Here is a 22,752-nt window from a genome sequence, read left to right as displayed (position 1 = left end):
TCCTGCCTTGATCATTTGATTGCATAGCAGCCCACGGCCACGACGTATCCATTAACCCGCTGCAGAAAAGTCCTCTTGTATTCGTTCTGCCCGGTCATAGGGTTGCGCCATTGATAGGTGATCTCGCCTGCTTCATGCGCGTTCATCTGCTTGAGTATGTCCTCGCCAATCGGCTTGCCGTCGGTTGAGCGCAATGACTTGAAGTCGGTGCCGATCAGCCGGGGCGAAAAGCCGTGAGCGACGAACCGCTTGGTTTTCAGGTCCACCACAAAGGCGTAAAGATCATCCTGGGTAAGCTGCTTATCGTGCTGATTAATGAGCTCGACGGTGGTTTTCGCGTTGCTGGCAACTTGCTCGGAAATCTGGCGCAGCAGCTGTTGTGCCTGCTCGGGGCTGGACCGTGGCATGTAGTAACCCACGGAGATCACCCGATCTTTCACTCGTTGATAGAACACGCGCTTACGCTCGACCTTGCCGTGTTGCCAGTTCCACCAGCGGTATTCGGCGCTACGCACGATGCCGTCTTCTGGCTGCGAAATGGCTTGTTGTAATGCAGCCTTGAGGTCGTCGTCCAGCACACTGACCACCGGTTTTCCGACCAGTGAAACCGAAGGCCCACCGCTGGCAAGCATCACACCGGAGGTATCGACCACGTAGATGTACAGCTCACCATCGACATAGGCTCCCTGCCGGCTGAACTCGGCCATAGCGGTGTCGCCCTTGGCTTTGTATTCGGCGACAGCTTTTACCAGCAAGGCGTTGGCACGCTGGGTGTCGGCACCATAGGCATCCACTGGCGCTTGTTGAGCCATGCCGACAAGAGAGACAAGGCACAGGCCAAGAACAGTGAACGCTCGATAAAGGCTCATTGGTGTTGTTCCTCTGGTGATCTTTTTGATGTCCGAAATTCCACTGTCAGATTGTCAATGAGCCGCGTTTTGCCGATGCGCGCCGCCACCAGAATCACAAAGTGAGTATCGGTGCTTGTCAGAGGTTTTAAATCCTGGGCATTCCTGACTTCAAAGTATTCCAGCTGAAAACCGGCGTCGCTTATACGTTGATGACATTCAATCAACTGGCGCTCATCCACCCGCCTCTCAATCTGGATACTCGCCGCCATTTGCTTCAAACAAGCGTAAAGGACGGGGGCTACCGAACGCTCATGGTCACTCAGATAGCCGTTGCGCGACGATAATGCCAAGCCGTCCGCGGCCCGGATCGTCGGTGCACCGACAACGTCAGTCACCATATTGAGATCCCTGACCATCGAGCGGATGACTGCCAGCTGCTGATAGTCCTTTTCCCCGAAAACCGCCACGTCTGGCTGAACGATGTTCAGCAACTTGGCAACGACAGTGGCCATCCCGTCAAAGTGACCAGGGCGTGCTGCACCGCAAAGACCATCAGACACGTTCGGCACACTGACGATGGCCTGATTGAGCATTCCATCTGGATAGATCTGTTCGACAGCAGGGGCAAACAGCGCATCACACCCGGCGTTGACCAGTCTTTCGCGATCGGCGTCGGGGGTCCGAGGATAGTTGGCCAGATCCTCATTCGCCCCGAACTGGAGTGGATTGACGAAGATGCTGGCGACCACAAAGTCGGCTCGCTGCTTTGCGCAATGAATCAGGGCGATATGACCGTCATGCAAGTTGCCCATTGTCGGCACCAGCGCGACTTTCTTGTTTTCACCTCGTGCACGCGCCACGAGCGCACGAAGCGCGCTAACCGTATCGACTGTCAGCACCACTTCACGCCTCTTGGACTAATTGAGCTTCGATTGCTTCAAGCAAACGAGGATCATCAGCCGCAATGTCCGGAGCAAAACGAGCAACGACCGTGCCCTGCCGATCAATCAGAAACTTTTCGAAGTTCCAGAGTACGTCCGTTGTGTTGTCTGACTCGATTCCATAACCCTGCAGACGCTCCCGAAAAGGGCCCTCACCCGTCGTTTCGAGTTGTGCGGCAGTCAGCTCGGCGTAGAGAGGATGCTGGTCCGCGCCGACAACCGATATTTTCGAGAACAACGGAAAGTGAATGTCATAGTTCACTGAACAGAACTCAACGATTTCCACATCGCTACCCGGTTCTTGTTCCTTGAAGTTGTTGGCGGGGAAACCCAGTATTTCCAGGCCTTGGGATTTTTTGTCTTGGTACAGTTTTTCCAAACCCTCGTATTGCGGGGTAAGCCCGCATTTTGAAGCGACGTTGACCACCAGCAGAACTTTGCCCCGATAGTCGCCAAGGGTGCGGACGCTTCCATCGATCTGCTTCAGCGAAATGTCGTAAAGGGAGTTACTCATCAGTTTGCCTCATGCAGTTGTGCTTCAAAGAGTACGGCCGATGATTTCTTTCATGATTTCCGAGGTGCCGCCATAGATGCGCGCGACCCGGGCGTCGACCCAGGCGCGGCTGATCTTGTATTCACTCATGAAGCCGTAGCCGCCATGTAATTGCAGGAATTCGTCAAGCAGCTTGCCCTGCATTTCCGATCCCAGCAGTTTGGCCATTGCCGCGATTTCCGGCGTCAGTTCACCGCGCATCACTTTGGCCAGGCAGTCGTCGACGAACACCCGCAACATGGTGGCCTGGGCCTTGGCTTCAGCGAGTTTGAAGCGGGTGTTCTGGAAGTCGAGTACCGGTTTTCCGAAGACCTTGCGCTCCCGGGTGTAGCCGATGGTTTCTTCCAGCAGCGTGTCGATGGATTGCGCGGCACGAATCGCGATGATCAGGCGTTCCCAAGCCAATTGATGAGTCAGGTATTTGAATCCCATGCCCTCCTCACCCAATCGATTGCCGACGGGCACCCGGACTTCATCAAAAAACAATTCGGCGGTGTCTTGCCCTTTCAGGCCAATCTTTTCCAGCAGACGCCCCTTGGCGAAGCCGGCTCGGTCTTCCTCAACGCAGATCAGGGTCAGTTCTTTGGCCGAAGGGTCAATCTTGGTGGCAGTGACCACAAGGCCAGCATTACCGCCGTTAGTGATGAAAGTCTTCTGACCGTTGACGATGTAGTCGTCACCATCACGCCGCGCCGAAGTACGCATGGCTCGCAGGTCGCTACCAATGCCTGGTTCGCTCATGGCAATCACGCCAATCAATTCACCGCTGACCATGCGCGGCAGCCATTGCTGCTTTTGCTCTTCGCTGCCATAGGCAACGATGTAAGGGGTGACGATTTCCGAGTGAGTGGTGAAACCTACGGCGGTGGCGTTGGCTCGCGCCAGCTCTTCGATCATCACCGCCGAGTGACCGAAGTCGCCTCCGGGGCCACCGTATTCTTCGGGCACCGTGGAGCATAACAAGCCGTTCTCACCGGCCTTGAGCCAGACTTCCTTGGGAACGATGCCGTTCTTTTCCCACTCATGCAGGTAGGGCACAATTTCGCGGTCGACGAAACGGCGGGCCTGATCACGGAACATGTTGTGGTCTTCTCGAAATACGCCACGCATTTTGCTTACTCCAGATCGATTCTTGTATTGGGCGATGGGTAATCAGCGGTCCTGGTAATTGGGATCACGCTTGTCGACAAAAGCCGCTACCGCTTCCTGATGGTCTTCGGTGTGATGTGCCAGCGCCTGATACGCCGCCGACAATTCCAGCAGCGAATCGAGGCGCATATGTTGGCCTTCGCGCAGCAGACGCTTGCACAGGCGCAACGCATGACCGGGATTACTGGCGATTCGCCGCGCGAGCGCCTGCGCTTCCGATTGCAGCGTTTCGTGGGTGCAGACTTGCTCGACCAGGCCCCATTCCAGCGCCTTGGCTGCATCGATAGCGTCACCGGTAAACGCCATCAAACTGGCTTTCGGGATACCAATGATGCGCGGCAACAGCCAGGCGCCGCCGTCACCAGGAACAATGCCCAGGCGCACGAAACTCTCGGCGAAGATCGCCTTGGGCGCCGCCAGCCGGATATCGCACATACAGGCAAGATCGAGGCCCGCACCCATTGCCGGGCCGTTAACTGCGGCGATCACTGGGATATCAAGCTCATAAATCGCCAGGGGAATACGCTGAATACCATCACGGTAGGTATTGCGCAGTTCATACGGCGAGCCGGCGAAAATGCCGCCGCGCTCGTGCATGTCCTTGACGTTGCCACCGGCACAAAAAGCGCTGCCATTGCCAGTGAGCACCATGACCCGCACCGACATATCACGGCGCAGCTCGGCGCAGAGATCGACAAACTCCTGAATCTGCTCACGCGTCGTCAGGGCATTGCGGGTATCGGGATGGTTCATGCGCACGGTGACGATGCCGCCCTCACGCTCAATCTGAAGAAACGGGCTCATACCGGATTACTCGCGAGACGGGTTAAGGGTTGTTGGCCATGGCTGGTGAGCAACGGCCAGTATCCATCACTGCCGCCCAGGCATATCTGAGTGCCTAGACGCTGACTCCAAAGGGAGGCCGAGCCGAATTCACTGCGCCACGCCCACAACCGACGGGTGAGCAGATGCAGCGGATATTCCTCGGTAAAGCCAATGGCACCATGCACTGAATGGGCGATGCTGGCGCCGACGCTTGCGGCTTCTGCGGTGCTGATTTTTGCCGCGGCAATGGTCAGCGCGGCGAGCCCCGCACTGGATTCCGTGAAGGCCGCCTCGGCCGCGATGCCGGCGGCGGCAGCCTGCTCAGCGAATACTGCGAGCTGTTGTTGAATGGCTTGAAAAGAACCGATTGCCTTGCCGAACTGCTTGCGTTCACTGGCATAGTTGGCGGTCATGTCCAGTAGCGCGTGCAACGCCCCGGCGGACTGCGCCGCGCGCAGCATCGCGCCGCCCAATTCCAGGACATTGGCGTCGAGCCCGCTGGGCAACGGTGCTTGCGCCAATACCTTGGCACTAGTGAAACCCAAATCATCGCGCGGTTCGCCCGCCACATTCAGACTCAACGTCAGTTCGCTTGCAGCGCTACGCGGCAGCAGCACCACATGCGCAACACCGGCTGGGCTATTAGCGATGGCGACGACCGCTTCAACGTTGCGCCCCCAAGGGACCGAGCAGGCGGTGCCATAAACGCGCTCGCCATCAAGCACCAGATCGGAATTGGCGGCCACGCTGATTGCACCCGCCCTTCCCTCCAGGCCGGCCTTGCTCAGCAGCCAGTTGCCGAGCAAGGCCTCACCCAGTGGCGCGGGCACTGAAAAGCGCCCGGCGGCACGGACCAACACATACATATCGGCCCAACTGGCTTCAGCGCCGCCCAGCGCTTCGGATACACCCGCCAGGGTGAAGCCCGACTCGTCCAGCGCGGCCCACAACTCGGCCGGCCATTCGCCGCCTTCACAGCCCATCACGTAAGCCGGCGTCGCCAGATCGGCAAACAGGCGTTCAATCGTCGCTTCGAATATCTCGCGCATTATCGCAACCCCAGGCCGCGGGCAATGATGCCGCGCAGAATTTCGCGAGTGCCCCCGCGCAATGAGAATGAGGGCGCCATCTGTGTCAGGTAGGCCAGCACGCGTGCATGCTCGCTGCCGCCGTCCTGCCGTGGCTCGGTTTCCAGCAACAGCTGGGCTACCTCGGGGATTTCCTGCTCAAAAGCATTGCCAAGGTCTTTCACACAGGAGGCCGCCCAGGCTGGATGTTCACCCGCCGCCAACTGTGCCGTGACCGACAACGACATATTGCGCAGCGTCAGCAGCTTGGCCGACAGCCGTCCGATCTCCCGCGCTTGTAGTGCGTCAGGGGTCTTGCCCACTGCGTCGATCAGTGTTTTCAACAACGCCATGCAACTGAGGAAACGTTCAGGGCCGCTGCGTTCGAAGGCCAGTTCAGCGGTCACCTGATCCCAACCCTTGCCCTCAGTGCCAATCAAGGCATCGGCGGGCAGCCGCACATTGTCGAAAAACACTTCGTTGAAGTGCTCGCCACCGGCCAGGTCGCGAATCGGGCGGATGGTGATGCCGGGCAGGCTAAGGTCGACGATGAATTGCGACATGCCCTCATGCCGGGCCGCTTGTTTCTCACTGGTACGCACCAGGGCAATCATGTACTGCGAATGGTGCGCGTTGGTGGTCCAGACCTTCTGGCCATTGACTAGCCAGCTATCGCCATCACGCACAGCAGTGCTTTTGATCGAAGCCAGGTCCGAGCCGGAATTGGGCTCGCTCATGCCGATGCAGAAGTAACTTTCACCCCGGCAAATGGCTGGCAGGTAGTGCTGTTTTTGTTGCTCGGTACCGAAGCGATTGATCAGCGGCCCGCTTTGCCGGTCGGCGATCCAGTGGGCCGATACCGGCGCACCGGAGGCCAGCAATTCTTCAATGATCACGTAGCGTGCAAAAGGACCCGCCTCGCCACCGCCGTAGGCTGTGGGCAAGGCCATGCCGACCCAGCCTCGCGCGCCGAGTTTCTTGCTGAATTCCGCGTCGAAGCCCATCCAGGACTGCGCACTCAAGGTAGGTGGGTAATCGGCCAGTGTGTCGAGAATGAACGCCCGCACTTCGGTGCGAAGCGCTTCCGCCTCGGGAGGAATATTGCTGTAGGAAAATTGACTGATGGCCATATGCGCTCTCTAACGCTGAACACAGGCGCAATCGCTTCGAACGAAGCGACCACAGAACGGCAACCGCTCCACAGTCGCCGTTGGCCGGCGACTGTAGGAACAGCGGCAACTTACAACGCGGTTTGCGCGTCAGCCTCGGCGAACATCGCATTGATGTCGCCGGAGGTCACCGGCTTGTTGTCGTGGCGACCGTGATCGGCACCACCCAAGCCCAGGGCTGGCTCGATGCTGACGTGCGTGGCCTGAGCCCGTAGCGCGCCGACCGTGCAGTTTTCCCGACCATGGATGGAGAACGGATCAAAGGAAAACTCACGCATGGCGTTCAGGTGAGTGACCTTGTCGATCATCTCCTTGGGCAGGTGCTGCAACCCTTCCCAAGCGGTCTCCGGCGAGTTCGGCCAGGTGCAGTCGGAGTGCGGGTAATCGCTTTCCCACGTGACCATCTCGGCGTTCAAGTAATCGAGGTTCTTCAGGCCAAAATTATCTTCGATGAAGCAGGTGATGAAGTGCTTGTTGAAGATGTCGCTAGGCATCTTCCCGTCGAAGTTGGAATTGGTCCACGCGTTATGGTGACGGTGGGTGAAGTCAGCACGCTCCAGCAAATAAGGAATCCAGCCGATGCCGCCTTCGGAAAGCGCCATGCGCAGATCCGGGAATTTCTTCCACATCGGCGCCCAGATCCAGTCAGCGGCGGAGTTGGCGATGGAAATCGGCATGGAGGTGATCCAGGCGTCGATAGGCGACAAATCCGAAGCGTGTTGAGCTTTCACGCCGGTACCGATATGACAGCAGATCACCACCTTGTTATCGCTGCAGGCTTTCCACAGCGGGTCCCAGTAATCACTGTGGATCGACGGGTAGCCATGAATGGCCGGGTTGTCCGACAGCGAAAGCGCGTGCACGCCCTGTTTGGCCAGACGCTCGACTTCGGCAGCAGCGGCTTTCATGTCCCACCACGGCACGATCATCAGCGGAATGAAGCGGCCTGGCGCAGCGTTGCACCAGTCGTGCAAATGCCAGTCGTTGTAGGCCTGGATGGCCGCCATCGACACGTCGCGATCAGCGTGTACCTGGAAACGTTGCCCGGCAAAGCCCGGGAAGGTGGGGAAGCACAATGAACCGAGCACGCCGTTGGCGTTCATGTCGTCGACGCGGTCCTTGATGTTCCAGGTGCCACGGCGCATTTGCTCGTAGCCCAGCGGCTCCATGCCGTATTCCTCTTTTGGTCGACCGACCACGGAATTGAGGCCCATGTAGCCAGTGGCCTGTTCCTCGAAGACCCACACATCACGATCACCCTTTTTGACCACATGCGGCTCACGACCCTTGAAGCGGGCAGGCATGTGGCGAGCAAAAGCATTCGGCGGCTCGATCGCGTGGTCATCGACACTGACAAGAATCAGATCTTCAACTTTCATTGTTTTCCCCTTCGCATTCGGGCTTGTTGTTGTGCCTGAATCATAGTGCACATCTCGACTTAATTAAACACATTTTTTGAATGTGTTCATATTAAATCAAATGCATCCCCCCATCACTCCCACAGCACGTGCAGATAGTGCGGACCGCGCAGCTGTGCGCCGACGATCTGCGGCCCGGGTTTGTCAGGGTCGAGACGGATGTTGGGCATCAGATCGAGGATCGCATTCAGTGCGCAGTTGATCTCGGTTTTGGCCACGAATTGACCGATACACATGTGTGGGCCAAAGCCAAAACCAAACGAAGGTTTGGGCTTGCGGTCGATGTCGAATTTATCGGCGTTTTCGAATGCATCTTCGTCGCGATTGGCTGAGGTCACGATGCATTGCACCATTGCCCCTTTGGGGATGGCTACACCGCGAATCTCCAGGTCCTTGGCGGCCTGACGCACCTTGAAAGTGGCCACAGGCTCGAAGCGCACCGCTTCGTCGATGGCCTTGTTTACAAGGCTTCGGTCATTACGCACCCGCTCCAGCACATCCGGATTTTGCAGCAGCAACGACATCAAGGTACCGAAGGTGCGAGTCGTGGTTTCGCTGGCAGCCGGGAGCAGTGAGCGTACAAAAGTGGCGATTTCATGATCGTCCAGCGACCGTCCTTGATACTCCGCGTTGATCAGCCGGCTGATCAGGTCATCGCCCGATGCGCCCTCAGCGCGACGCTCGGACACCACCACTTTCACCACATCGTATAGAGCCTGAGCGGCCTGCATGGCGGCGCCGCGGGCCGCGGCGGCTTTTTCCGGATCGACTTGCGGGCCCGCCAGGATGGCCAGCGCCCAGGCCGCGTACTGCTCGATCTGCTCGGGACGATCCTCGGGAAAGCCGATCAACGAGTAAATCACCCGGATCGGAAAATACAGGGCAAAGTCCATCAGGTCGGCGCCCTTGGCCGGCACCATCGGCTTGAGATACTCCTCGCGAATCACCCGATCGATCTTGGTTTCCTTCCAGCGATTCACCGTCTCGGGCATGAATACCGGTTGCAGCAGGTTACGGATGTTCTTGTGAGCATCCCCGTCCATTGCGGTAAGGATCAAACCATCGAAAAACGCCCCCAGCCCCTCGGCGATAAAACCGCTGGTAAAGGTGCCGGCGTCACGCATGACCGCCATGACATCGTCGTATTTGAACAGTGTGAAGGTCGGCCGGCTGGCATCCAGGCCGGCAATCGACGGCACGCCCAGACTCGCCATGAAGTTGCCTTGCAGCACAGGCGAATTGGCGCGCATATCGCGGTAGGTCGCGTGCAGGTCGATATCGCTGGTACCGCGATAATTACTGGCTACATCGGTGAAAGCCTTCGTCAGGTCGTTCTGTGCCGGTGTGGACATGATCGTCTCCGCTATTTTTGTCATTATTTTTTGTCAGGCAGCTGCTGAAGGCCATACCTTCCGACTGATAATAGGCCTGACTAGATATGTATTGGACACTTATTAATATTTCGATCAACTATTTGTGCTGCGAGACGTGTCAGTAGGCCTGCTGCACCAGTGTCATGCGGCCACCCGCCAACATCAGGGCGCAGTACAGCCCCAGCTCTGCCACCTGGGCGTCAGAGAAAAACTCCCCGAGTCGCAAGAAATGCGTGTCGTCGATCTCCAGGTAATCGCTGGCAAACAATTCGGCATAACGCAACGCGGCACGTTCGACTGGCGTGAAGGACTCACTGTCTGTGGCCATGCACGCAATATCCTCTTCCGTCACTGCGTCGGACTTGCGCGCCAGTTGGCAGGCCTGGCAAGTGGTGATGCTGGCGATTTTCAGCCGCACCAACTCGCGCAAACGCTCATCAAGCAGGCTGTCGCTGTGCAGGCTCTCCATCAAACCCAGCCAGGCCAGGGCTACCTTGGGTCGGTGAGCCCAGACCTGCACCGGCGTCGTTGAACTGAGCATGCGACTGCGCTGGCCCCGCTCTACCGCGTCTTGCAACGCAGACGGCATGGCATCCAGCGGGATCAGCGGTAGGCGTGCCATCTCAATCGAGCCGTTCGATGATGGTCGCCGTGCCCATACCGCCGGCGCAGCAAATGGCTTGCAAGCCAAAACGCCCGCCTCGGCGTTCAAGCTCGTTCAACAACGTGGTCATCAATCGTGCACCACTGGCGCCCAATGGATGACCGAGGGCAATGGCGCCACCATTGACGTTCAACTTGTCGTGCGGCACACCTGTCTCCTGCATCCAGGCTAGCGGCACCGAGGCAAACGCTTCATTGACCTCGAACAAGTCGATGTCGTTGATGTTCAGCCCAGCCTGGCTCAACACCTTTTGAGTGGCAGCAATCGGGCCGGTGAGCATTAATGTCGGATCGGAACCGACGGTTGTGAACGCCACAATCCGCGCTCGAGCCCTGAGCCCGAGTTTTTTCGCGGTTTCGGCACTCATCAACAGCAATGCCGCTGCTCCGTCGGAGATCTGTGACGAGTTACCAGCAGTGATGCGGCCGGTATCCGGACGAAAACTGGTTTTAAGCGTCGACAGCTTTTCCCGCGAAGTATCACGACGAATGGTTTCATCGTGGCGCAACACAACAGCTGGCTCCGTCAGCACCTGCTCACGTAGCTCCTCGACCGCAACCGGCACTATTTCATTATCGAAATAACCGGCATCGGACGCCGCGGCAGCGCGCTGATGGCTGGCAAAAGCGAAATCATCTAGCGCATCGCGACTGAGCGCCCACTTGTCGGCGATACGCTCAGCAGCCTCGCCCTGACTGGTCAGTTCATAGCGTTGCGCTGCCATCCAGCCAAACGCCTCGCCGTGGATTTCACGGTTACTGCCCATGGGCACGCGGCTCATGTTTTCCGCGCCACCCGCCACCACGATATCAGCGGAACCCGCCGCGATAGCACCAACGGCCAAATGCACGGCCACTTCGCCCGAACCACATTTACGGTCGATGGTCAGCCCCGGCACGCTGACCGGCCAACCGGCGCCGAGCAAGGCCGTGCGGGCAATGTTGGCGGACTGTTCGCCAATTTGCGTGACATTGCCAAATATCACATCGTCGACCAACGTCGGCGACACATCGACCCGTTCCAGCAAGTGACTGAGCACCAGCGACCCGAGGTGATCGGCGCGCACGCCGGCCAGGCTGCCACGGAACTTGCCGATTGGCGTGCGTACCGCATCAACTATGACGATGTCTTTCATAACGCACTCGCCTTGAGCCCTGAACCCGGTACTTGTTTACCGTCTTCGTAGCGGTAAACCCCCTGCCCCGACTTGCGCCCAAATCGTCCGGCAGCGACCATTTTGATGATCAGTGGGCAGGGCCGAAATTTTTCGCCCAAGGTCTGGTGCAGATAACGCAGAACAGACAGCCGCGTATCCCAACCGGTCAGGTCACCCAGTTCCAACGGGCCCATCGGATGGTTGAAACCCAGACGTAGTGCCGTGTCGATGTCTTCGGCGGTCGCGGTGCCTTCCTGCAGCATCCACATCGCCTCGTTGCCCAATAGTGCGGACATGCGGCTGGTGGTCAGTCCGGGCGATTCATTGACGATGATGGAGGTTTTGCCGATCTGATCGCACAGGTTGCGAGTGCGATTCACCACTTCATCACTGGTAGCCAACCCCCGCACGAGCTCCACCAGTTTCATTTTGTGCACAGGGTTGAAGAAGTGCATGCCGATCACGCGATCTGCACACTCCACTGACGCCGCAATTTCGGTCACGCTGAGGGCCGACGTATTGGTCGCGATAATCGCGTCCGGTGCCAGCAGTGGCGCCGCTTGCGTGAGCACCGCTTTCTTCACTGCCAACTGCTCGGAGACCGTCTCAACCAGCCAATTGGCGCCACTCGCTGCTTCAGTCAAGTCGCTGCAGGTCAGTAGATTGGCCAACGATTGCTGGGCTTTTTCTTCGCTGACTTTGCCCAGGCGCACGCCATCGGCAAGGATTTTTTCGATGCTCGTCCTGGCGTTTGTCAGGGAGGTGGCATTGGTATCGACCAACAGCGTACTGAAACCAGAGCTGGCGAACGCATGCGCAATACCGGTGCCCATCAGACCCGCACCGACGACGACTACTTTTTCTTTATTGGCGTTCATGTTTGGCTCTCGATTAGGCGCGGTTCTTTTTACTGACCACATTGCGCAACGTGCCAATGCCTTCGACGCTGGCTTCGACCACATCGCCTTCCTTGAGGAACAGACCGGTGCCCATCCCCACTCCCGCCGGCGAACCCGTGAACAACACATCGCCACAGGCAAAACTCGAGCGCTGCTGGACAAAGCGGATCAGATGATCAACACCCCAGGTCATTTCGCCGGTGGAGCCGTCCTGGCGCGTTTCACCATTTACTTTCAAGGTCAGGCGCAGCGTTGGTGACCCTTGCGGAAATTCATCCTTCGTGACGATCCAGGGACCCAGCCCGGTGGTCTGATCCTGGCTTTTGGCCGCGAACAGATCCATGCCAATACCCGCCGGCCCGCTACGCTGCAGGTCTCGCGCGCTGACGTCATTGCCAACGGTGTAACCGAGCACGCAAGCGAGCGGGTTTTCCAGGTCAATCTCGTCAGTACCGATGACCGCCACCAATTCAACTTCGTGATCGAGCTCCTCAGTCAACGGTGGAAAGCGGATCGGGTCATTGGCGCCAATCAGCGCGCCATAAGCCTTGAGAAAGGCGACTGGCTGGGACGGCGCACTCAATCCAAACTCCACCAAATGCTTGGCGTAATTGGCGCCTGCCACGACCACCCGGTTGACGGGTTCTATCGGTGGCAGCAGGCGCACTTTGGAGAGTGGCAGCGCAGGCCCGGCGAAACGCAACGAACTGATGCCGCGTCCGGCAGCCACGCCGGGCGCCCAATCCTTGAAATTGCCGGAAATCGGTGTCACCTGATCTTGGGCGACATCGACCACCGCCCAAAAAACGCCCGTTTCAAAATACTCACATCGCGCCAGTTTCATCAGGCACCTACCTTGCCCAACTTGGCAGGATCGATGTGCAGCAAGCGGCATGCGTTTTCATAGCGAATCTTGCGCAAGTCGGCGTCGGACAACTTCAGGCCATGGGTCAGGTCGTGACGCACGGCATCGCTACCGCCGAAGTTGCTGCCGTACAGCACATGGTCTGCACCGATGATATCGACCAAGGCTTGGCGCATCGGTACTTCATGCAGCTCAACGTCGAAGTAGAAGTTTTTCATGTACTCGAGCAGCGGCTTTTTGTTGTATTTGACGTCGAGGTTCTCGTTGGTCTTGGCCAGACGACCGAGTTGGTACGGGACATAGCCGCCGCCATGGGTGATGTACACCTTAAGGTCGGGGAAGCGATCCAGCACGCCGCCGCAAATCAGGTTCCAGAAACAACGGCTTTCGTCGTACTGCATACCCACGATCGCGGTAGTTTCGTAGCGGTCGTCGTTGGCGTTCTTGCCCCAGGTGACCGACTGGTTGTAGCCGTGAATAAACATCGGCAGATCCAGGTCACAGAGGGTTTTCCACACCACGTCGAGTTCCGGCGAATCGAACTCCAGGCCGCCGAAGTTGGCGCCGCCAGCAACCAGACCTTTAGCGCCCAGTACGGTGCAGGCGTAACGCAATTCAGCCGCCGCCGCTTCTGGCGCATTCAAAGGCACGTGAGCCCAGAACATCAAGCGATCAGGGGCCGCGGAGCAGTATTCCGCGAGTGTCTCGTTGACGGTGCGGGCGAAAGGTACGGCGAATTCGGCTTCGGTCCAGTACATGTAGCAGTGGGATGGGACGGAAACGACCTGCAAATTCTGTCCCGCTGCGTCCATGCCAGCCAAGCGTACTTTCGGATCAGCCCAGCGCGCAAAATACTCTTCAAGCTTGGGACCCTTGCCGGAGCGCACGGCAGCCTTACGCTCTGGCGACCCAAGACCGAGAATCCAGTCACCTACACGCAGCTTGATATCGCCATCGGCGTGCTGCTCGAAGAACGGCCCCCAGTGAGGGTGCTGGTTGTAATAGCCAGGGTGCGGTGCGTGGGCGTGAAGATCGATAAGCATGTTTAGGTACCTCGAAGTTGGCACTTTTTGTTGGTTATTTGCGCGGTGCCTTCACGCGGCCTGGATCAAATTGCCGCGAAAAGGGGAAGCCGACGGCTCACTGCTAAGACCAGAGCTTAAGATTAAATTGATCATAAATCAAAATACTGTTCAATTTATTTTATTGGCGCGCGGAGAGGCCTGACCCAGAGCCCTCGACCCGAGTCGAAAAATGCTTTGCGAGGTTAAAAACTACGAGTCAGCCTTGAAAAAGAATGGAATGCAGGTGGCAGAAAATTCGCGTACGAAAACGCAAAGCCCCCGATAAACGGGGGCTTTGGTTAGCGCGATGGGTAGTTCTTTAAGGTCAGCGGCGGGTGCGCGAGGTAGAACCCATGATCAGCGCGCCCAGGAGTTTTTTCACCCGGACCGGGAACAATCGACGCCCTGCGGCTTCTGGCACGAGGATTTCGCTCAACACGTAACGAATGATCATTTCGCAGATCAGCTCACGGTCAAGACGCACCCCGAGGCGTTCGTCCCAGTCGTCGAAAACGATGCCCAGGCCATCCTGAAAGCGCACGATCGAATCGTGGAAAATCCGTCGGAAGAAGCCCAGCGCGTAGTCGGGCGCAACCACAAGAAGACGACGAGCCCGACTTTGCTCTAGATAGTTATCAAGATAGGCAAATAGCGCATTCAAGCGCGCTTCCGGATCACTGATGTGACCGAGTTCCTGGGACAGCGAGCTGTGAAAGCTTTCGCGCTTGTGGCGCGAAAAGGTGTCCAACAAGTCCTCCTGCGAGGCGAAATAGCGATAAAAGGTGCCACGGGAAACGCCCGCTACCTGGCACACATCCAGAATCGAAATACGATCCGCGCCAGACATCAGCACGACTTCTTCAGTGGCTTTAAGGATGTTGGCAATGGTTTCTTCCGAACGGCGATTCGGCTTGACCTTGGTGCCTGCCACTGAGTTGGCAGCAGCACGTCGCTCTACGGGTTTAGCCGGGCTCGCCCCTGCTTCAGATGGCGCATTTTTTTTGGATTTGGGAGCCGGCGCAGGCGCCTCTGCTTTCTTGGATGCGACTTTTGGCATGGCGTGACGGGCTCATGAAGAGTAAAGATTGTGCAACGTTACCACAGGATCTGTGCATAAATAACACTATATGTTCAACTTATTGCTAAAGACATTTGATGAGTTTGTATTTAGAATTGGATTCTCTCTTCAAAATAAAATCAGGCAGCCCGACCGGTTATGGGTGCCTAAAAGGAGAAAACTGATGGGTAGCAGTGGAAATCCAGACACCTGGACAGTGGGAGAACGAGACACTGTCATTGATGCGTTAGATCGTGCGGTAGCAAGGCATCCAGACAAAATATTGCTGGATTTCAGCGGTGAGTTATACACATATGCTCAGGTTGACTCACTTTCCACCAAGATGGCCAACGCACTTGCCACCCTGGGCGTCAAGGCCGGTGAAACCGTGCTGACGATGCTGGATAACAACATCGATGCCGTCACCACCTGGCTGGCCATCAACAAGCTCTGCGCCGTGAGTGTGCCGATCAACACCGCGCTCAAGGGCGAGTTCCTCCGCCATCAGATCGCCGATACCGGCACCTCGGTGGTGATCTGCGAAGCGGCCTACCTGTTGCGCATCACACCACTCGCCGAACAACTGCAGGACGTACACCACATTCTTCACCGTGGCACCCTCGAGGCAGTTCCTGATTGCCCGATTCGTATTGCGCCACTGGATGAATGGCGTGGCCATGACGCCACCCCACTCGCCAATAAACCGCGACCTTCAGACCTTGCCTGCCTGATTTACACCTCGGGCACCACGGGCCCTTCCAAGGGCTGCATGATCAGCTACAACTTCATGTGCAATCTGGCGCGCCTGCAACTACGTGCCGGTCCGGCCAGTGCCGACGACGTCACCATCACGCCGCTGCCGCTGTTTCACATGAATGCGCTGTGTGTATCGATCATTGCCAGCATTCTGGTGGGCGCGCGCGCCGCCATTCTTGCGCGATTCTCGGTCTCGAATTTCTGGCCGGAAGTGGAGCGCTCGGGCGCGACCATTGCCTCGATCCTGGGTGGCATGGGCGGCCTCCTCGCCCAGGCGCCAGACAACGAAGCGATGCTGCGCTGCGTCGGGCAGATCCATACCGCCCGTGGCAACCCTTATACCGAAGAAACCAAAAAGATCTGGCGCGAGCGCTTCGGCACCAAGCTGGTAGGCGGCAACGGCTATGGCCTGACCGAAGCCTGCGTTATCACTTCGCTGGCTGCCGGGGAATACGCCGCGCCCGGCTCGTCGGGTAAACGTATTGCAGATTTTGACGTAAGGATCGTCGACGACCTCGATCAGGAAGTGCCGCCCAACTCCCCTGGCGAAATCGTGGTGCGCCCGCTCCGTCCCGACATCATGTTCCAGGGCTACTGGCGTCGTCCGGAGGATACCCAGAAGCTGATGCGCAATATGTGGTTCCACACCGGCGACGTTGGCAAATTCGATGATGTTGGCTTCTTCTACTTTGTCGACCGCAAGAAGGACTACATGCGTCGCAGGGGGGAGAACATTTCCAGCTTTGAAATGGAAGCAGCCTTTGCTTCTCACCCGGCACTGGCCGAAGTGGCGGTGCATGCCGTGCCTTCAGATAAAGGCGAGGATGATGTGAAGGTGACTGCCGTGCTGCATGAAGGCGTGACGCTTGAGCCGGAGCAACTGTTCCATTGGGCCACCGACTCGGTGCCCTACTATGCCTTGCCGCGCTACATCGAGTTTCGCAGCAGCTTGCCGAAAAATCCGCAGGGCCGGGTGTTGAAGTATCTGCTGCGCGATGAAGGTAAAACCGACGCCACCTGGGATCTGGAAACCACATCGATCGTGGTGTCCAAAAAGTAACAGTACTACCTGGCATGTGTCGGCCATCCAACGCCGAAAGCCCGCTTTGAAGCGAGCTTTCGCTTCTCTTGGGCCTGGTGTCGCCTTTGTATGAGTGAGCTTGCTTGCGATGAACTCAAGGACAACGCGTTTTACAAGAACGTGCGCGTTATCGTTAACGTCCATCGCGAGCAAGCTCGCTCCTGCATTAATCGTGTGAAATCAATACTCGCGCACGGGAATGCCTTTGGGGCGGGAGTTGTAACCGGGTAGGTGCAGGCCACCGTCGACGTGAATGGTCTCGCCGGTGATAAAGCGCGACATCTCCGACGCGAGGAATACCACCACCGGGCCAATGTCGGCTTCAGGCTCGCCACAGCGGCCCAGCGGACGCATTGAAGCGGACATTTCGGCAAAGCCCGGGTTTTCTGCGGCAAGTTTGTGGAAGGTGGCGCCCATCGCGGTAGGTGCGATGGCATTGGTTCGAATGTTGAACCGCCCCCATTCAGAGGCGGCGCTGCGAGTCAGCCCGACGATCGCTGCCTTGGCCGTGTTGTAATCGCCGTGCAGCCAGGCGCCGATCTCGATATCGATTGAATAGAAGTTGATGATCTTGCCACCGCCCCGCGCTTTCATATGCGGCAGTGCGGCTTTCATCGCCCACCAGGCCGCCCACACTGTAGAGCCGAGGGTTTGCTCCAGCATCGCGTCGGTTTTTTCTTCCAGAAGGACATTAGGGGTGGGTGCAAAGGCATTGTTAACCAGGATGTCCAGGCCACCAAATTGATCAACGGCTAATTGCACGGCGGCTTCGATATCGGCCTTGCTGCACACGTCAGTCTTGATGAACACCGCTTGGGCACCCAGCGCTTTGAGTTCGGCGACTACGGCCTCGCCACTGGTGACATCCAGCTCGGCGACCACCACGGCAGCGCCCTCTTTGGCAAAGTTCAGCGCAATGCCGCGGCCGATTCCGCCACCTGCGCCAGTAATCAGCGCAACCTGTTCATTTAGCAGTGCCATAGTCACTCCACTTCTTGTTTTTTAGTGAACATTTTTGGTTATAGTGTTCAAATATAGCTTATTTCGTCAGCCTGAACAGCATTGAAACAAGGATATTGAGGATGACTGCATTTCGTCGCCGCGTAGACATCATTGCTCAGCATGCCAATGGCACGGGCGAAGTTCGCGCCGCTCTGGAAGACGACTTCCACCACTTCCGGGTGTGGGTCAGCTACCGCGCAGGTGAAGTCATCGCCATTGGCGGTGAAGCGCTGCGCTATCCCTATTCCCTGTGCCCGCAGGCTTGCAATCAATTACAGCAATTGCGGGGGATGAAGCTGGACCGGATAGCCCATTCAGTCACCCGGCAGACCGACGCCAGTCATCAATGCACCCACTTGCTCGATCTCGCGGGGCTCGCCATTGCTGCTGCCGCACGTGGCTCCCGCCAGCGCCGCTATGACATTAGCGTGGGCCAGCGCATCGACAACCGCACCCGCTCTACGTTGGTACGCGATGGCAATGAAGACCTGACCTGGGAAGTAGACGGCACCATGATCGAAGGACCCTCACCCTATTGCGGCATCAATCTTCGCGAAGGCATGGCACGCTGGGCACTGAATGCCCTCAATGAAGAAGCCGCCGAAGCGGCTCTTTTACTTCGCCGCTGCACCCTGATTTCGATGGGGCGCGCGTACAACCTCGACGAGCAGATTCATGCCCTGAACACCGGCCGCTGCTACAGCCAACAACCCGAACGCGCGGAACAGGCACTGCGCATGAAGGGTTCGACGCTGGACTTCAGCAATGAACAGTTCAAATTGTGCGCCCAGGACCAGGAGTGGCTTAGGCAGCACCAATAGTCACACGGCTCCCATATCAAAAGCCGCGCGACCATCATCCGCAAGGCCCGGCGATCCGGATTCGAACCAGACCGCCGATAATGCCTAGAGGAAGACGGCCAGATTTGGCGTTCCAAGCACCGCTTGGTCGATGATGACTTCGCGCCGCGCCAGCTTGAATCCCGCCTCACTCAGACGCAGCACATCACGCCGTTCGCCACTGATAATGTCGACATGGTGATCTTTGAAACGGCTACGGGTCAGCAGCAGGTAACTGGTCACCACAAACTCATCGCTCTTGTCGGTTTCTTCGACAAACACGTTAGTCACCAGACGTCGGGTACGCGAAGGAGGATCTTCCGCCCAGGCACTTTTGCCGGACAGGCGCAGGATTCGGCCCATGATCGAGCGGTAGTCATCGTGGTAATGCTGAACGCTGCGCACGATGGTGGTTTTCAACTCGGCGGCCAAGCGCGTCTGGCGCAGCGGCACGGTGTACACCAGGTCGGTGTCCAGGCGTTCGGCCCACTCCTGCAGGCGAATCTGGTCGAGCAGCGTGGCTTCCTCGTAGAGAAAGGTCACCACATCGTTGTAAATCGGCGAACCCACCGGTACTCGCTTGGTACCGACTGGGGAACCCGGCTGGATATCCTCCACACCGCGTTGTTGAACCTGAGCCATGAGTAACTCCTTAACTTTTATTCTTGTACTCGTGAATGCTGTTACCGGCGACTGCGGCCCGCTAGGACCGCTGTCGAACCAGGACTGGCGAACGCTTATTTCTCGTCCGATGCGGTCATCAGCTCATGCCAGTACAACCACCAGTGCCACTGGGTATCGTCCTTGGTGAAACCTTCGTTGACGATGCCGGGGCCAGGCCACCCTTCCGGTGCTCCGGTTTCAAAGACTGCCTGGTATTTCATCGTGCTCTTGCGGCCCATCGCCCCCTTGGCAGCCAGCGTCATGTGCGGCCAGGTATCGGAGTCATCCTGCTCGACCATGCCGGACGTGCCGAACAGCTGGATGGTTTGCTTGAGCATCTTGTCGCGCAGTTCCGGGGAAGCGTCTTTCTCGGCAAACACCCAGTTGACGAACTCGAGCTTGTCCGGACCTTGCGGCACGTAGGCGTGCAGGGTCATCGAGCCGACGACAGTGCCATCCGGCTGCGGAATGTAGACAAAACCGAAAAGAATATTCGGGAACATCCCACCGACTTGCGGCGGCATGCTGGTGAGCACTTTCAACTGATCTTCGGTCAAGTTGCGTGCCAGCTGTTCGACCATGTCGGCGGTCATGCCGGCAGGCGGCAATGCTTCGAGCTTTTGCTGCACACTCAACTCTGCCGGATCGAGTCCGGTGAGGCGCTTGATCTTGCGCGCCAGGTCGATGCAACGCAGCGCATGGCCGTGCGGCGAGCTGATTTCGACGCCGATCATTTCCGGGCTGAGGTCGGCTGTTTCGCCCTCGCCTTTCTTGGCGTAGTTACCCACTTCGCCTAACCAGCGGTGCAAGGTCAGTGTGTGGAAACCGTCGGCCGCCGATTGCTCGCCAGCCGTCTTCCAGTTGGCGTTAACGATAAAGCGCTGCGGTGGACCGAGTACTTCCATGCCTTTGTCGGAGCGGCAGAAGAGCATGTCGTAATACCACTTGGCATCGCCCAGGAATTCGTCGAACGATGGTCCATCGATATTCCAGGTCGCAAAGACCAGACCGCCATACAGCGTGACCCGAGCCTTTTTCAGGCCCAGTTCTTCTTTGGGCAGCATTTTGCCGTGCATGCATTCACGCTCGACGGGTGAGCCGACAAAGTCGCCATTCGGGCGGAAGGCCCAGCCGTGGTAGATGCATTTATGAATTTGTGTATTGCCGCAATCAGCGGTACTGATGCGCATGCCGCGGTGCGGGCACACATTGAGGTTTACAAACACCTCGCCCTCTTTGCCACGGGCAACAATGACCGAGTCGGAGCCCAGGTCGCGGACCATGAAGTCCCCGGAATTGGGGATCTCCGACTCGTGACCCAGGAGTACCCAGATCTTGCCGAAGATTTTTTCCATCTCCAGCTCGTAGATTTCGCGGTCAGACAACACGCGCATTTGTACTTCACGGCTGGATGGATAGATAAGGTCCGAGACCTTGGTTCCATCAGACAATACGGGGTTTGTTTTTGTTAGCATGATTGCCTCCTGATCAGAGCGTCACGACAGTGGTCGCAACGAAATATAAGACACTTTCTCTATTTATGTACATAGAATTCACTTTCTACTTGTAAGTGAATTCTTCCGTCATTCACGTATGCGTCAATCCTTGTTCGATGCCTTGCCCGCTTGAGTGCGCAGCACACCAATGCCGTCGATCTCCAGTTCAACCACATCGCCAGGCTTCAAATAACGCAATTGCTCCAGGCCGCAGCCGTTGCCGACCGTGCCGGAGCCCAGAAACTCGCCGGGGTACAGGGTTTCCGAGCGGGACACGTGGGCAATCACGTCTTCGAAACTCCAGCGCATATCGCGGGTATTGCCGCGCCCCCACTCCTCGCCATTGACCCGGGCGACCATGTTCAGGTCATAGGGATCACCCAGCTCATCGGCTGTCACCAGACAGGGGCCCATGATATTGGCGGTATCAAAATCCTTGCTCTTGGCCGGGCCGAGCATGCCGGGCATTTCCAGGGCCTGGGCGTCGCGGGCACTCATGTCGTTGAAGATGGTGTAGCCGACGATATGCGCCCGGGCGGCTTCACGGCTGATGTCCTTGCCGCGCTTACCGATGTAGCAACCGAACTCCAGTTCGAAATCCATCGCCCGGCTGTAGCTCGGCCATTGAAATTCATCGTCGATGCCAATCACCGCGAAACGGTTGCCCTTGTAGTAAATAGGCTGCTTGTTGAAAGTCTCGATGACCCGATCGTCAGCGCGGGTGTTCATCGCTTTCAGCGTGGCTTCCGGGTCTTCGGTACGCAGCGCACGGGCACGACGGGCCGCCGCGAAGCTCTGGCGCAGATGCAATTCGAAGCAGGAACAGTCGCGCATTTGTGGAGGCGGCTGGATCGGTGCACGCAGCTTCACGCTGGCACGCTCCAGCACCGCCGCCGAGGGTGCCTTAGCGACCAGTGAGCGGGCCAATTCCAGCGCCGGTTCGCCGGCCTCTACCAAAGCCAGAATGCTGCTCAACGCCACACTGTCACGACCTTCCAGCAAGCGGTAAGCGTGTTGCAGGTCGAGTACCTGCTGATCCCGATTGAGCAATGCACCCGCGCGCTCAAACCCTTCGGCGTCGGTATACGTCACCAGTCTCATACGCGACCACTCACGGGGAGCAGCGCACCGGTTACTGCTGCGGCTTCGTCGGATAAAAGAAACGCCACTACCGCCGCCAACGCCTGCGGAGTGACCCAGCGGCTGCTGTCAGCATCAGGCATGTCGGCGCGGTTGGCGGGGGTGTCAATGATGCTCGGCAGCACAGCGTTGACCGTTACACCACGATCCTTCAGTTCCTCGGCCAACGCCTCGGTCAACCGGGCCACACCGGCCTTGGAGGCGGCATAAGCCCCCATACCTGTTGCGGCTTTGACAGAGGCCAGCGCGCCAATGTTGACGATGCGCCCGGCCTTGGAATCCAGCAGGTGTGTCAACGCGGATTGAGAACTGACCACTGCGGTACGTACGTTCATCTGATAGAGGCGATCCCAGGTCAGCAGGCTGCCACCTTCGACGGTCTCCCAGGCAAACCCGCCCGCGACATTGACCAAACCGTCGATGCCACCCAAATGCCCCGCGACCTGCTCGAACGCAGCGCTGGCCGACTCGCTCGAAGTCAGGTCGACACCACCCAGGCACAGCAGGTTTTCCGTATCCAGCAAGGCAGCTGGGGCCTCGCTACGATCCAGCAACGCCACCCGGGCGCCTCGCGCCAGCAGAAATTTGCCAAGTGCGCTGCCGAGGGCACCAAACCCGCCGGTGACGACTACCCTCTTGTCTAATAGTGATTGGGACATCGCGAAATCCTCTTGTTGTTGTTTTACGGCGCGAACGGTCGATTCGCGCCTTTGTCCGGATGAAT

22 protein-coding genes are annotated in these 22,752 nt (G+C 57.9%); 2 read left to right on the top strand and 20 right to left on the bottom strand.

Features of this window, described 5'->3' with window-relative positions; all coding sequences use genetic code 11:
* Positions 1-11 precede the first annotated feature (11 nt).
* The 15 genes from BLL38_RS03970 to BLL38_RS03900 form a co-directional block, all read right to left on the bottom strand.
* Entirely contained in the window at positions 12-869 is an 858-nt protein-coding gene (locus BLL38_RS03970; protein WP_020300768.1) for a cache domain-containing protein, read from the bottom strand.
* Positions 866-1,750: a pantoate--beta-alanine ligase gene (gene panC, locus BLL38_RS03965; protein ID WP_032904506.1), complete on the bottom strand. Its 885-nt coding sequence runs from the start codon at positions 1,748-1,750 to the stop codon at positions 866-868. The genes BLL38_RS03970 and panC overlap by 4 nt, the downstream gene beginning before the upstream one ends.
* A gap of 4 nt (positions 1,751-1,754) precedes the next feature.
* Positions 1,755-2,306, bottom strand: a complete 552-nt coding sequence (locus tag BLL38_RS03960) for a glutathione peroxidase (RefSeq protein WP_020300770.1) — start codon at positions 2,304-2,306, stop codon at positions 1,755-1,757.
* Between the two features lie 24 nt (positions 2,307-2,330).
* Complete coding sequence (locus BLL38_RS03955; protein WP_020300771.1) at positions 2,331-3,455, bottom strand: acyl-CoA dehydrogenase family protein; 1,125 nt, start codon at positions 3,453-3,455, stop codon at positions 2,331-2,333.
* 42 nt (positions 3,456-3,497) lie between these two features.
* Positions 3,498-4,298: a crotonase/enoyl-CoA hydratase family protein gene (locus tag BLL38_RS03950; RefSeq protein WP_020300772.1), complete on the bottom strand. Its 801-nt coding sequence runs from the start codon at positions 4,296-4,298 to the stop codon at positions 3,498-3,500.
* Positions 4,295-5,368, bottom strand: a complete 1,074-nt coding sequence (locus BLL38_RS03945) for an acyl-CoA dehydrogenase family protein (protein ID WP_020300773.1) — start codon at positions 5,366-5,368, stop codon at positions 4,295-4,297. The genes BLL38_RS03950 and BLL38_RS03945 overlap by 4 nt, the downstream gene beginning before the upstream one ends.
* Positions 5,368-6,516: an acyl-CoA dehydrogenase family protein gene (locus BLL38_RS03940; protein WP_020300774.1), complete on the bottom strand. Its 1,149-nt coding sequence runs from the start codon at positions 6,514-6,516 to the stop codon at positions 5,368-5,370. Before BLL38_RS03940 ends, BLL38_RS03945 begins: the two co-directional genes overlap by 1 nt.
* Before the next feature lie 110 nt (positions 6,517-6,626).
* Complete coding sequence (locus tag BLL38_RS03935) at positions 6,627-7,934, bottom strand: amidohydrolase family protein (protein ID WP_020300775.1); 1,308 nt, start codon at positions 7,932-7,934, stop codon at positions 6,627-6,629.
* A gap of 113 nt (positions 7,935-8,047) precedes the next feature.
* Positions 8,048-9,325 carry a cytochrome P450 gene (locus BLL38_RS03930; RefSeq protein WP_020300776.1) on the bottom strand — a complete coding sequence of 426 codons (1,278 nt, stop codon included), beginning with the start codon at positions 9,323-9,325 and terminating at the stop codon, positions 8,048-8,050.
* Between the two features lie 139 nt (positions 9,326-9,464).
* Positions 9,465-9,968: a carboxymuconolactone decarboxylase family protein gene (locus BLL38_RS03925; RefSeq protein WP_020300777.1), complete on the bottom strand. Its 504-nt coding sequence runs from the start codon at positions 9,966-9,968 to the stop codon at positions 9,465-9,467.
* A gap of 1 nt (position 9,969) precedes the next feature.
* Positions 9,970-11,145 (bottom strand): thiolase family protein, encoded by a 1,176-nt coding sequence (locus tag BLL38_RS03920; protein ID WP_020300778.1) that lies wholly within the window; start codon positions 11,143-11,145, stop codon positions 9,970-9,972.
* Positions 11,142-12,044 (bottom strand): 3-hydroxyacyl-CoA dehydrogenase, encoded by a 903-nt coding sequence (locus BLL38_RS03915; RefSeq protein ID WP_020300779.1) that lies wholly within the window; start codon positions 12,042-12,044, stop codon positions 11,142-11,144. Before BLL38_RS03915 ends, BLL38_RS03920 begins: the two co-directional genes overlap by 4 nt.
* A gap of 13 nt (positions 12,045-12,057) precedes the next feature.
* The gene (locus BLL38_RS03910) at positions 12,058-12,909 is read right to left on the bottom strand and encodes a fumarylacetoacetate hydrolase family protein (protein WP_020300780.1); all 852 of its coding nucleotides are present in this window, start codon (positions 12,907-12,909) and stop codon (positions 12,058-12,060) included.
* Positions 12,909-13,973 carry an amidohydrolase family protein gene (locus BLL38_RS03905; RefSeq protein WP_020300781.1) on the bottom strand — a complete coding sequence of 355 codons (1,065 nt, stop codon included), beginning with the start codon at positions 13,971-13,973 and terminating at the stop codon, positions 12,909-12,911. Before BLL38_RS03905 ends, BLL38_RS03910 begins: the two co-directional genes overlap by 1 nt.
* Positions 13,974-14,319: 346 nt before the next feature.
* Positions 14,320-15,051 (bottom strand): TetR/AcrR family transcriptional regulator, encoded by a 732-nt coding sequence (locus BLL38_RS03900; RefSeq protein WP_032904476.1) that lies wholly within the window; start codon positions 15,049-15,051, stop codon positions 14,320-14,322.
* Positions 15,052-15,235: 184 nt separating this feature from the next.
* On the opposite strand from BLL38_RS03900, the gene BLL38_RS03895 reads away from it, so the two are divergent.
* Positions 15,236-16,867, top strand: coding sequence for an ATP-dependent acyl-CoA ligase (locus BLL38_RS03895; RefSeq protein WP_032904478.1), 1,632 nt, complete (start codon positions 15,236-15,238; stop codon positions 16,865-16,867).
* 201 nt (positions 16,868-17,068) lie between these two features.
* Here the strand turns inward: BLL38_RS03895 and BLL38_RS03890 are convergent, their stop codons facing one another.
* Positions 17,069-17,869 (bottom strand): SDR family NAD(P)-dependent oxidoreductase, encoded by an 801-nt coding sequence (locus tag BLL38_RS03890; protein ID WP_020300784.1) that lies wholly within the window; start codon positions 17,867-17,869, stop codon positions 17,069-17,071.
* 101 nt (positions 17,870-17,970) lie between these two features.
* Between BLL38_RS03890 and BLL38_RS03885 the strand changes: the two genes are divergently transcribed.
* The gene (locus BLL38_RS03885) at positions 17,971-18,711 is read left to right on the top strand and encodes a DUF2889 domain-containing protein (protein WP_047530986.1); all 741 of its coding nucleotides are present in this window, start codon (positions 17,971-17,973) and stop codon (positions 18,709-18,711) included.
* 84 nt (positions 18,712-18,795) lie between these two features.
* Here BLL38_RS03885 and BLL38_RS03880 read toward each other — a convergent pair whose 3' ends face one another.
* The 4 genes from BLL38_RS03880 to BLL38_RS03865 all read right to left on the bottom strand — a co-directional run bounded on the left by BLL38_RS03880 (position 18,796) and on the right by BLL38_RS03865 (position 22,687).
* Positions 18,796-19,371, bottom strand: coding sequence for an aromatic-ring-hydroxylating dioxygenase subunit beta (locus BLL38_RS03880; RefSeq protein ID WP_020300786.1), 576 nt, complete (start codon positions 19,369-19,371; stop codon positions 18,796-18,798).
* 95 nt (positions 19,372-19,466) lie between these two features.
* Positions 19,467-20,867: an aromatic ring-hydroxylating dioxygenase subunit alpha gene (locus BLL38_RS03875; protein ID WP_032904480.1), complete on the bottom strand. Its 1,401-nt coding sequence runs from the start codon at positions 20,865-20,867 to the stop codon at positions 19,467-19,469.
* A 123-nt stretch (positions 20,868-20,990) separates the two neighbouring features.
* Positions 20,991-21,989: a fumarylacetoacetate hydrolase family protein gene (locus BLL38_RS03870; RefSeq protein WP_020300788.1), complete on the bottom strand. Its 999-nt coding sequence runs from the start codon at positions 21,987-21,989 to the stop codon at positions 20,991-20,993.
* Positions 21,986-22,687: an SDR family NAD(P)-dependent oxidoreductase gene (locus BLL38_RS03865; protein ID WP_020300789.1), complete on the bottom strand. Its 702-nt coding sequence runs from the start codon at positions 22,685-22,687 to the stop codon at positions 21,986-21,988. The genes BLL38_RS03870 and BLL38_RS03865 overlap by 4 nt, the downstream gene beginning before the upstream one ends.
* Positions 22,688-22,752 lie beyond the last annotated feature (65 nt).

Source organism: Pseudomonas gessardii (assembly GCF_001983165.1).
GTDB classification, from domain to species: domain Bacteria; phylum Pseudomonadota; class Gammaproteobacteria; order Pseudomonadales; family Pseudomonadaceae; genus Aquipseudomonas; species Aquipseudomonas gessardii.
Note: the sequence above shows the minus strand (reverse complement) of the source record. Positions and strands in the feature narration are given on the sequence as shown.

What these genes read in the sequence shown, in the direction of transcription:
- BLL38_RS03970 (WP_020300768.1), bottom strand. Translation starts at nt 869, where the DNA reads ATGAGCCTTTATCGAGCGTTCACTGTTCTTGGCCTGTGCCTTGTCTCT.
- BLL38_RS03960 (WP_020300770.1), bottom strand. Translation starts at nt 2,306, where the DNA reads ATGAGTAACTCCCTTTACGACATTTCGCTGAAGCAGATCGATGGAAGC.
- BLL38_RS03955 (WP_020300771.1), bottom strand. Translation starts at nt 3,455, where the DNA reads ATGCGTGGCGTATTTCGAGAAGACCACAACATGTTCCGTGATCAGGCC.
- BLL38_RS03950 (WP_020300772.1), bottom strand. Translation starts at nt 4,298, where the DNA reads ATGAGCCCGTTTCTTCAGATTGAGCGTGAGGGCGGCATCGTCACCGTG.
- BLL38_RS03945 (WP_020300773.1), bottom strand. Translation starts at nt 5,368, where the DNA reads ATGCGCGAGATATTCGAAGCGACGATTGAACGCCTGTTTGCCGATCTG.
- BLL38_RS03940 (WP_020300774.1), bottom strand. Translation starts at nt 6,516, where the DNA reads ATGGCCATCAGTCAATTTTCCTACAGCAATATTCCTCCCGAGGCGGAA.
- BLL38_RS03935 (WP_020300775.1), bottom strand. Translation starts at nt 7,934, where the DNA reads ATGAAAGTTGAAGATCTGATTCTTGTCAGTGTCGATGACCACGCGATC.
- BLL38_RS03930 (WP_020300776.1), bottom strand. Translation starts at nt 9,325, where the DNA reads ATGTCCACACCGGCACAGAACGACCTGACGAAGGCTTTCACCGATGTA.
- BLL38_RS03925 (WP_020300777.1), bottom strand. Translation starts at nt 9,968, where the DNA reads ATGGCACGCCTACCGCTGATCCCGCTGGATGCCATGCCGTCTGCGTTG.
- BLL38_RS03920 (WP_020300778.1), bottom strand. Translation starts at nt 11,145, where the DNA reads ATGAAAGACATCGTCATAGTTGATGCGGTACGCACGCCAATCGGCAAG.
- BLL38_RS03915 (WP_020300779.1), bottom strand. Translation starts at nt 12,044, where the DNA reads ATGAACGCCAATAAAGAAAAAGTAGTCGTCGTCGGTGCGGGTCTGATG.
- BLL38_RS03910 (WP_020300780.1), bottom strand. Translation starts at nt 12,909, where the DNA reads ATGAAACTGGCGCGATGTGAGTATTTTGAAACGGGCGTTTTTTGGGCG.
- BLL38_RS03905 (WP_020300781.1), bottom strand. Translation starts at nt 13,973, where the DNA reads ATGCTTATCGATCTTCACGCCCACGCACCGCACCCTGGCTATTACAAC.
- BLL38_RS03900 (WP_032904476.1), bottom strand. Translation starts at nt 15,051, where the DNA reads ATGCCAAAAGTCGCATCCAAGAAAGCAGAGGCGCCTGCGCCGGCTCCC.
- BLL38_RS03895 (WP_032904478.1), top strand. Translation starts at nt 15,236, where the DNA reads ATGGGTAGCAGTGGAAATCCAGACACCTGGACAGTGGGAGAACGAGAC.
- BLL38_RS03890 (WP_020300784.1), bottom strand. Translation starts at nt 17,869, where the DNA reads ATGGCACTGCTAAATGAACAGGTTGCGCTGATTACTGGCGCAGGTGGC.
- BLL38_RS03885 (WP_047530986.1), top strand. Translation starts at nt 17,971, where the DNA reads ATGACTGCATTTCGTCGCCGCGTAGACATCATTGCTCAGCATGCCAAT.
- BLL38_RS03880 (WP_020300786.1), bottom strand. Translation starts at nt 19,371, where the DNA reads ATGGCTCAGGTTCAACAACGCGGTGTGGAGGATATCCAGCCGGGTTCC.
- BLL38_RS03875 (WP_032904480.1), bottom strand. Translation starts at nt 20,867, where the DNA reads ATGCTAACAAAAACAAACCCCGTATTGTCTGATGGAACCAAGGTCTCG.
- BLL38_RS03870 (WP_020300788.1), bottom strand. Translation starts at nt 21,989, where the DNA reads ATGAGACTGGTGACGTATACCGACGCCGAAGGGTTTGAGCGCGCGGGT.
- BLL38_RS03865 (WP_020300789.1), bottom strand. Translation starts at nt 22,687, where the DNA reads ATGTCCCAATCACTATTAGACAAGAGGGTAGTCGTCACCGGCGGGTTT.